1 pseudogene is annotated in these 541 nt (G+C 55.3%); it reads right to left on the minus strand.

The window, feature by feature from the left end:
- Positions 1-541: pseudogene (gene vscN / locus R7Z50_RS30460) on the minus strand (SctN family type III secretion system ATPase VscN); the annotation flags it as partial.

Consider the following 541-nt stretch of genomic DNA (forward strand, 5'->3'; position numbering starts at 1 on the left):
AGAAGTCGCAACGAACGCCGCTTTTGCGCGCTCCATGGCTGGTCTGTCGGATGTCGCAACGACCAGCACTGAACGCGCCATACCGTCTTCGCCCAAGTCGTGTTCGATGAACTCTCGCACTTCTCGCCCACGTTCGCCAATCAGAGCAAGAACGGTTACGTCTACGTCCGCAGAGCGAATCAGCTTCGCCAGCAAGGTACTTTTACCGCCGCCAGCCGCAGCGAAAATGCCCATACGTTGGCCTTCACCACAAGTGAGCAAACCATCTATGGAGCGAACGCCAAGCGAAATTGGTTTTTCGATCAATTTACGCTGCATCGGTGGCGGGGCATCACGATAAACGGGATACCAAGCACTTGGCTCTTGGCTTTGTGCACCATCGAAAGGGCGGCCCAGTCCGTCGAGGATTTTACCCAGCAAGTGATCGCCGACACCGACTTCGTGCATTTTCCCCATCGGGCTCACCTCGGTATTGGATGAAATGCCAAACATGTTGCCAAGTGGGGTAAGCAGCGCGTGATGTTGTTGAAAGCCGACGACT

The sequence above is a fragment of the Vibrio sp. 1249-1 genome (assembly GCF_033340495.1).